Source organism: Curtobacterium sp. PhB190, from assembly GCF_004365385.1.
Taxonomy (GTDB): Bacteria; Actinomycetota; Actinomycetes; order Actinomycetales; family Microbacteriaceae; genus Curtobacterium.
In genome coordinates this window covers 104,540-113,084 of record NZ_SODN01000012.1, presented here as the reverse complement: position 1 = coordinate 113,084, position 8,545 = coordinate 104,540, and the positions used below count along the sequence as shown (strand labels likewise).

Annotated in this window: 4 protein-coding genes; 3 read left to right on the top strand and 1 reads right to left on the bottom strand. The window is 73.3% G+C overall.

Annotation, left to right across the window (positions count from 1 at the left end; all coding sequences use genetic code 11):
• The first annotated feature begins 135 nt into the window (after positions 1-135).
• The 3 genes from EDF47_RS17585 to EDF47_RS17575 all read left to right on the top strand — a co-directional run bounded on the left by EDF47_RS17585 (position 136) and on the right by EDF47_RS17575 (position 5,533).
• Positions 136-1,266 carry an ROK family transcriptional regulator gene (locus tag EDF47_RS17585; RefSeq protein WP_133938826.1) on the top strand — a complete coding sequence of 377 codons (1,131 nt, stop codon included), beginning with the start codon at positions 136-138 and terminating at the stop codon, positions 1,264-1,266.
• Between the two features lie 92 nt (positions 1,267-1,358).
• Positions 1,359-3,374 (top strand): beta-galactosidase, encoded by a 2,016-nt coding sequence (locus EDF47_RS17580; RefSeq protein ID WP_133938824.1) that lies wholly within the window; start codon positions 1,359-1,361, stop codon positions 3,372-3,374.
• Positions 3,371-5,533, top strand: coding sequence for an alpha-galactosidase (locus EDF47_RS17575; RefSeq protein WP_243834080.1), 2,163 nt, complete (start codon positions 3,371-3,373; stop codon positions 5,531-5,533). The genes EDF47_RS17580 and EDF47_RS17575 overlap by 4 nt, the downstream gene beginning before the upstream one ends.
• A gap of 311 nt (positions 5,534-5,844) precedes the next feature.
• Here the strand turns inward: EDF47_RS17575 and EDF47_RS17570 are convergent, their stop codons facing one another.
• Positions 5,845-8,538 (bottom strand): glycoside hydrolase family 2 protein, encoded by a 2,694-nt coding sequence (locus EDF47_RS17570; RefSeq protein ID WP_133938822.1) that lies wholly within the window; start codon positions 8,536-8,538, stop codon positions 5,845-5,847.
• Positions 8,539-8,545 lie beyond the last annotated feature (7 nt).

Genomic DNA, 8,545 nt, shown 5'->3' with positions numbered 1-8,545 from the left:
CAAGGGGGACCTTGTGGGAGAGTAGGACGCCGCCGGACTTAACGTTGCAACACCAGGGAACCCCTGACCAGCACTGGTCAGGGGTTTTCTGCGTTTCCGGGCTGAGCCGTAGGATCAGCCGACGACGGAGGAACGATGACCGAAGCCTGGCCGGCACTGCCCGAGGGTTCCCGCTTGGCACTGCGGGAGATCCTCATCCACGGCACGCTCTCGCGGGCGGAGATCGCACGGTCGCTCGGGCTGTCGCGCGCGAGCCTGACCCGGGCGATGCGCATGCTCGTGGCACACCGGCTCGTGGTCGAGGTCGGGACCGACGTGCGTGGGGCCACCGGTCGGCCCTCGGAGCTGCTGCAGTCGAGTTCGGGGCAGTGGGAGTTCCTCGGCGTGAAGCTGACCCGGGAGCGCCTGTACGCCGCGGTGACCGACCTGGGCGGGCGGGTACTCGCCCTGCACGAGGAGACCGTCCCGTCCACCGTCCCGGAAGACCTGGCCGACCAGATCAGCACCGTGCACGAGCGCCTCCGTGCCGTGCACCCTGCGATCTGTGCCGTCGGGGTGTCCCTGCCCGGTGACGTCCTCATCCGGGGCGGAGAGGCCGTCGTGGCGTCGTCGCCGTTCCTCGGGTGGACCGACCTCCCGTTCGCACGGATGGTCCGGGAGCGAACGGGGCTCGCAGCCTTCACGGCGAACGACGTCCACGCCCTGACCGTCAAGGAGCACTGGTTCGGTGCCGGCGCCGGCCGCGGGTCCATGGCCCTGGTCACGGTGGGTGAGGGGCTCGGGCTCGGACTCATCGTGAACGGGCAGGTCTCCACGGGCGAGCACGGGCGACTCGGTCGGATCGGGCACCTTCCGGTCCTCGGTGGTGGGCCCGACTGCGGCATCGGGCACGCGGGGTGTGCCTCGAGCTACCTGCCGAGTCCGGTGATCGTGCGGAATGCCGGGCGAGAGGGATCGTCGTACGAGCAAGTCGTCGAGCTCGCGCGGAACGGTGACGAGCAGGCCGTGGCGGCGTTCGAGGACGCCGGACGAGCACTCGGTGTCGTCCTGGCCACCGCGGTGCACATCGCCGACCCTGCCGCGATCGTCCTGACCGGCGACGGGCTGCCGGTGTACGACCTGGCACGGACCACGGTGGACGAGTCGCTCCGTGCGGCCCTGGCGCCGTACCGGCAGCCGGTGACCGTCGAGGTGCAGCCGTTCGAGTTCTCGGAGTGGGCGCGAGCGGGGGCGGTCCTCGCGATCCGGCAGCTGCTGGAGACCTGATGCGGCACCACTGACAGTGCGTTAGTTACACACGTTGACAAACACCGCTGGAGACGGGAGGCTGGTGCGGTCCACCCATCGAAGGAGATGCCGTGACCGCTGCCCCCACCGTCCCGTGGCCGACCGACGGCCTGTCGTTCGGCGGCGACTACAGTCCTGAACAGTGGCCGCGCGAGGTCTGGTTCGAGGACGTCCGCCTGATGCGCGAGGCCGGGGTGAACCTGGTCACGATCGGGGTCTTCTCGTGGGCGCTGCTCGAGCGGTCGCCGGGGGAGTACACCTTCGACTGGCTCGACGACGTCATCGCCCTGCTGCACGACAACGGCATCGCCGTGGACCTCGCGACGCCGACCGCCGCCCCGCCGAACTGGCTGCTGACCGCCCACCCCGAGGTCCTTCCGGTGGACGCGACGGAGCGACGGGAGCGCCCGGGCGGACGCCTCGGGTGGTGTGCGGCGTCGACGGTCTTCCGCGAGCACGCCCTGCGGATCGTCGGCGCCCTGGCCGAACGGTACGGTCACCACCCGGCGGTGCGGCTGTGGCACGTGAGCAACGAGCTCGGTGGCGGGAACGGCCGCTGCTACTGCGAGGAGTCGGCAGCGGACTTCCGGCGCTGGCTCGCCGACCGGTACGGGGACGTCGACACCGCGAACGCCGCGTGGGGAACGGCCTTCTGGGGACACAACTACACGTCCTTCGACGAGGTCTCACCCCCGCGTGGCGTCGGCGGCGCACCGAACCCCGGCCTCTTCCTGGACTTCGAGCGGTACTCGTCCGACGCCCTGCTCCGGCACTTCGACGCCGAGAAAGCCGTCATCGAGCAGTACTCGGACGTCCCCGTCACGACGAACTTCATGGTCGGTGCGGGGTCGCAGGTCGTCGACTACGCCGCGTGGGCGAAGCACGTCGCGATCCCGGCGAACGACCACTACACGCTCGTCGACGACCCGCACCGCGAGCAGGACCTCGCCCTCGCCGCGGACCGGATGCGCGGCATCACCGCCGGCCGCACCCCGTGGTTGCTCATGGAGCACTCGACGGGCGGCCCGAGCTGGCAGCAGCGCAACCGGGCGAAGGAACCGGGCGAGATCCTGCGCAACTCGCTCGCGCACGTCGCCCGTGGGTCCGACGGCGCAATGTTCTTCCAGTGGCGGGCCTCCACCGCGGGGGCCGAGCAGTTCCACTCCGCGATGGTCCCGCACGCCGGTACCCGCACCCGGATCTGGCGCGAGGTCGTCGCGCTCGGCCGCGCACTCCGCGACCTCGCCCCCGTGCAGGGCAGCCGCGTCGAGCCCGCCCGGGTCGCGATCGTCGTCGACGAGCCGTCCGGCTGGGCGCTGCAGTCCGGGCTGAAGCCGCACCGGGGACTGCGGTACTCGCGGGAGCTCCGTGCCTGGTACGCCGCGTTCCACGACCGGCAGGTGCTCACCGACGTCGTGCCCTCGGACGCCGACCTCGACGGCTACGACGTGGTGGTCGTCCCCACGATGCTCATCGTCGACGACGCCACCGCCGCACGGATCGCCGCGGTGGTCGACCGCGGCGCGACCCTCATCGTCACCTACCTGTCCGGCGTCGCCGACGAGACCGCCCGCATCCGTGCCGGCGGCTACCCGGGCGCGTTCCGGCAGGTGCTCGGTGCCTGGAGCGAGGAGTTCACCCCGCTGCAACGCGACGAGATCCGCACGCTCGACGACGGCGGCACCGTCACCGACTGGGCCGAGGCCGTCGTGGTCGACGACGCCGACGTCGTGCTCCGCTACACGGACGGATCGCTCGCGGACCGCGCAGCGGTCACCCGCCGCGCCGTCGGCGGCGGCGCCTGGTACGTGTCCGCGATGCTGCCTGCCCAGAGCGCCCAGCGGCTCGTGGACCGGGTCATCGAGGAGCGCGCGCTCCCGCGGACGGTCACCGCGCCTCCCGGCCTGGAGGCGGTGCGCCGCGTCCACGACGACGGTTCCGTGTTCCTGTTCCTCGTCAACCACCGCGCTGCCGACGTGACGGTCGTCGCGTCCGGTACGGACCTGCTCGACGGCTCCGGCCACGGGCCGGAGACCGTCGTGCCCGCCGGTCGCGTCCGCGTCCTGCGCGAGGAGCGTGCGTCGTGACCGTCGTGGAACGCGGTCCGGCGCCGGCGCGCGCACTCGACGGACGGCAGGTGCAGGTCCTGCGCGGCGGCGGGGTGTCGCTCGTGCTGGCGACCGCCGACGACGGGCTGCCCGAGGTGCTGCACTGGGGCCGCGACGTCGGACCCGTGACGGACGGCGACGGCGCCGAACTGCTGCTCGCGCTCGGACGGCCGCTCGGACCGAGCGCCCTCGACGCGGCCTGGCCACTGACCGTGCTGCCGACCGAACGCGACGGGTGGGAGGGGCGACCCGCGATCGCCGGACACGTCGACGGGCTGCCGCTCGTGCCGCGGTGGCGCGACGTCGAGGTGACCGCGGAGCCCGGCGCGCTGGTCGTGACCGCGGTGTCCGACGAACTGCTGCTGCGGAGTGCCTTCCGGCTCGACGACGCGGGCGTGCTGCGCGTCGGCCACACCGTGACGAACGGGGCCGCAGCGCCCGTCCACCTGCAGGCACTCGAGGCGACGCTGCCCGTGGGCGAACGGGTCGGCGAGGTGCTCGACCTGGCCGGACGCTGGACCCGGGAGCGCACCCCGCAGCGCCGGACCCTGACCTCCGGTAGCCATGCGCGGGAGAGCCGCCGCGGTCGCACCGGCCACGACGCCCCGACGCTGCTCGTGCTCGGGACGCCGGGGTTCTCGGACGCTTCCGGTGAGGTCTGGGGCGTGCACCTGGCCTGGAGCGCCGACTCGGTGCACCGGTACGACCTGCTCGCCGAGGCGCGACCGCTGCTCGGTGCCGGGGAACTCCTGCGCGCCGGCGAGGTGGTCCTCGGGCAGGGGGAGTCCTTCGCCGCGCCCGACGCCGTCTTCGTGTGGAGCGACGCCGGGCTCGACGGCCTGTCCGACCGGCTGCACGACTCACTCCGCAGCCGCCCCGGTCACCCGAAGCGCCCCCGGCCGGTGGTGCTCAACACGTGGGAGGCCGTCTACTACCGGCAGGGCCTCGCGCCCCTGGTGGCACTGGCCGAGACCGCGGCGGACATCGGTGTCGAGCGGTTCGTGCTCGACGACGGCTGGTTCCTCGGGCGCCGCTCGGACTCGACGTCGCTGGGGGACTGGCGCGTCGACCCGACGGTGTGGCCGGACGGCCTCGGGCCGCTCGTCGACCGGGTCCGCGGACTCGGCATGGAGTTCGGGCTGTGGTTCGAGCCCGAGATGGTGAGCCCGGTGTCCGAGCTCGCGGCCGCGCACCCCGAGTGGCTGCTGCAGCGCCCCGAGGACGACGTCCGCACCTGGCGGAACCAGTACGTGCTCGACATGGCGAACCCGCTCGCGCGGGCGCACGTGCTCGAGGCGATGTCCGCCGTCATCGGGGCGCACCACGTCGACTTCGTGAAGTGGGACCAGAACCGCGACATCGTGCACGCGGTCCACGCCGGACGTGCCGGCATCGACGCGCACACCCGCGGGGTCTGGTCGCTGATGGACGCCCTGCGCGCCCGGCACCCGTGGCTCGAGATCGAGGCGTGCGCGAGCGGCGGCGCCCGGGTGGACCTCGGCGTGCTGGAGCGCACCGACCGGGTGTGGCCGTCGGACTCGAACGACGCGTTCGAACGCCTGCCGATCCAGCGGTGGACCGAGGCACTGCTGCCGCTCGAGCTGATCGGCTCGCACGTCGGCCCCGAGGTCTCGCACACCACCGGACGGCACCTCGACCTGGACTTCCGGATGGCGGTGTCGCTGTTCGGTTCCGCCGGCATCGAGACCGACGTCACCCGACTGGCGCCTGCGGAGCTCGACCGGCTGCGGGCGTGGACGGCGTTGTACAAGCGGGAACGCGGGCTGCTGCACACCGGCCGGCTGCGGCACCTCGAGCTCGGCGACCCCGGGCTCGTGGCGACCTCGGTCGTCGCCGTCGACCGGTCGCGGGCGCTGGTGCGGGTCGCACGGACCGAGACCGGGCCGCAGTCGCTGCCGGTGCCGTTGCGGATGCGGGGGATCGACCGGGCGCGGCGCTACCGGCTGGCGCCCGTCACGGGGCTGCGGGTGCCGCACGGGCTCGACATGGTGCCGCCGGCGTGGCTCGTGCGCGGGCACCTGGAGCTGTCGGGCGCGGTGCTCGAGGACGTCGGGGCGCGGCTGCCGCTGCTGGCCCCCGCGACCGCGATCGTGTTCGAGCTGCACGCCCTCGACTGACGCGACCCTGCCTGCCGCCGTCGGCCTGCCTGCCGCCGTCGGCCTGCCGGCCGCCGTCGGCCTGCCGGCCGCCGACGGCCGGCTGGCGTCGGCCGTCGGCCGTCGGCCGTCGGCCGTGGTCGGGCAGGCGCGGCCGGCGAGCGGGCGGAACATCCCGGTTCGTGGCGTGCACACGCGGGTGTTTCGCCCGCTCGGCGGGACGAGGCGGCCGTACTGGTGCGCTGACGGTTCTGGTTCGCGATCTCGCAGGATCGTGAACCAGAACCGTCACGCCGCTGGCAGAACCCGTCCCCGCCCGAGCGCCGGGCTCGTCAGGGGAGGAGCGAGCCCGCGTGACGGAGGACGAACGGGCCGACGAGTGCCTCGGGGTCGATGCCCGGCGCACCCGTCACCGTGAAGGTCACCGACTCGCCGGCCAGCAGGGACACCAGTCCGTCGTCGACCCGAGCGGCCGGGTCCACACGGTCCGGGAACAGCGAGACGTCCCGCGCGTAGGACGTCGCCGTCACCGTGACGACCGCCCCGTCGTCCGTCGCCGTGACCGACGCGGACAGCGGTGCGCGGGCGAGCACCTGGTCGACGACCTCGGCGAAGTCGAACACCGTGCGGGTTCCGGCTCCGGTGACGACGAGCACCTCGGACCCGGCGTCCCCGGGCACGGCGAGCGAGGCCGGCAGCGTGACCCGGTCGGCGTCGGCGGGTGCGGCGGCGAGCGAGAACGACGACGAGTCGAGCACCGTGCCGTCGAACGCGACGCGGGAGACCGTGACCTCGTCTGCGGCCGGCGCCCCGGACGCGTTCACGAGCACGACGTCGAGCCCACCAGCAGTGCCGGCCGCGCCCGCAGCCCCGGCGGCGCTCGCAGTCCCGACCGCAGCCGGCTGCACGGTGAGCAACACCGGCTGGTAGGCCTGCCGCACCGCGTACCAGACCGGTTTCCGGATGCCCGCGTGGTCGACGAGCGCCCAGGACACCACGGGCCAGTCGTCGTTGAGCTGCCAGACGATCATCCCGGTGTTGTCGGGCGTGCGGGACCGGAACCACTCCATGCCGAAGCGGATCGCGTGCGCCTGGTTGAGCTGTGACGCCCAGTGCCAGTCCTCGATGCTCGTCGGCGTCGGCAGGTGCCCGCGCATGCCGTCGGCGAGCTTCCGGTTGCCCTGGTCGGCCTTCTGGTGCACGAGCATCTCGTGGCCGTCGGGGTCGAGCGGCTCGTCGTGCACCACCGCGGTCAGGGTCGACCAGGCGGGCGGGCCCTGGAACCCGAACTCCGCCACGAACCGCGGGTTCCAGTCGGCGTAGGCGCGGTAGTCGAGCCGGTTCCAGACGTCCCAGATGTGCACGCTGCCGTTCCGCTCGTCGTTCGGCGTCAGGTACTCGTCGAACGAGAACGGGCTGCCCGGCGTGTACGGACGGGTCGGGTCGAGCTCGGCGACGATCGCGGGCAGGAGCGAGCGGTAGTAGCCGTTGCCCCAGGTCCGGCCGACGAGCGACGGCCGCCAGCCCCACTCGGCGTAGGCGACGAGGTTCTCGTTGTTGCCGTTCCACACCACGAGCGACGGGTGCGGGCTGAGCCGGGTGACCGCTTCGCGGACCTCGGGCTCGACCTCGTCGGCGAGCCAGGGCTCCTCGGCGTAGGCGGCGCAGGCGAACAGGAAGTCCTGCCAGACGAGCACGCCGAGCTCGTCGCAGCGGTCGTACAGGTCGTCGGACTCGTAGATCCCGCCGCCCCAGATGCGGAGCAGGTTGACGTTCGCCTCGATCGCGTCGTCGATCCGGTCGGCGTAGCGCTCGGGCGTCATCTCGGTCAGGTACGCGTGGTCGGGGATCCAGTTCGCGCCCCGCACGATCACCGGCCGGTCGTTCACCCGGAGCAGGAACGGGGCTCCGCCGGCGTCGGCGGCGGTGTCGAGCGTCACGGAGCGGAACCCGACGCGGCCGGTCCAGACGTCGTCGCCGACCTCGACCCGGACGTCGTACAACGGCTGCTCGCCCTCGCCGCGCGGCCACCAGACGGCGACGTCGGGGACCTCGAGCCGCACGACGGCGGAGCCGTCGACGACGGCGCGCACGCTGGTGACGGACGTCGCGCCCGGCGCGGACGGGCGGCCGGGAGGCACGGTGCCGGACCCGACGGGTGTCGCCGCCGCCTCGGTGCCGCTCGCGCCGGGGGCGGACGTGCTCTGCTCGGCCAGGGCGACGCCGTGGCCGTCGGACCCGCCGGGGGTGACGTGCGGGGTCAGGGTGACCCGCGCCTCCAGGCCGGCCCGACCGGACACCCCTGCGACCGGAGCCGACCCGATGTGCTGGGAGAAGGCCCCGGTGGAACCTGCGGACTCGACGTCGACGTGCGCGGTGAGCACGCCGGTGGTGCCGTCGACGTCGACGAGGGGGCGGACGGCCGCGATGCGGGCGCCGCTCCACGACTCGATGCCGATCGACTTCCAGATGCCGCTCGTTGCGACGTCGATGCCCCAGTCCCAGCCGAAGTTCGACGCGTTCTTGCGGAGCGCGTTGTACGGGTGGTGGTTGACGTGGGGGAGTTCGCCGCCGTGCAGGGCGGACAGTCGCTCGGCCGCGGGGACCGGGGCGTCGAAGGTGATCACGAGCTCGTTCGTGCCGGGGCGCAGCAGGTGCCCGACGGGGAACCGGTACGCGCGGTGCTGGTTCGCGGTGGTGGCGACGACGATGCCGTTCAGCTCGATCGTCGCGAGGGTGTCGAGCCCCTCGGCGACGAGGTCGTGGCGGGCGTGCGTGGTCGGGCCCGTGCCGGTCTCGCCCGACCACGCGAAGGTGCGGCGGTACCGCCACACCGTGTCGCCGATCCACTGGGTCGCAGCCTCGTTGTCGCCGTCGAACGGGTCGGGGATCCGGCCCGCCCGCAGCAGGTCGGTGTGCACGCAGCCGGGGACGATCGCGGCGACCGGCTCCCGGTGCGCATCGGCCTGTGCCGGGCCGTGCACCGCCTCGACCGTCCACGTGCCGTCCAGGGTGGTCCGCTCCATTGCGTCT

Excerpts from the sequence above, each read along its gene's own strand:
- EDF47_RS17585 (WP_133938826.1), top strand. The coding sequence starts at position 136 with ATGACCGAAGCCTGGCCGGCACTGCCCGAGGGTTCCCGCTTGGCACTG.
- EDF47_RS17570 (WP_133938822.1), bottom strand. The coding sequence starts at position 8,538 with ATGGAGCGGACCACCCTGGACGGCACGTGGACGGTCGAGGCGGTGCAC.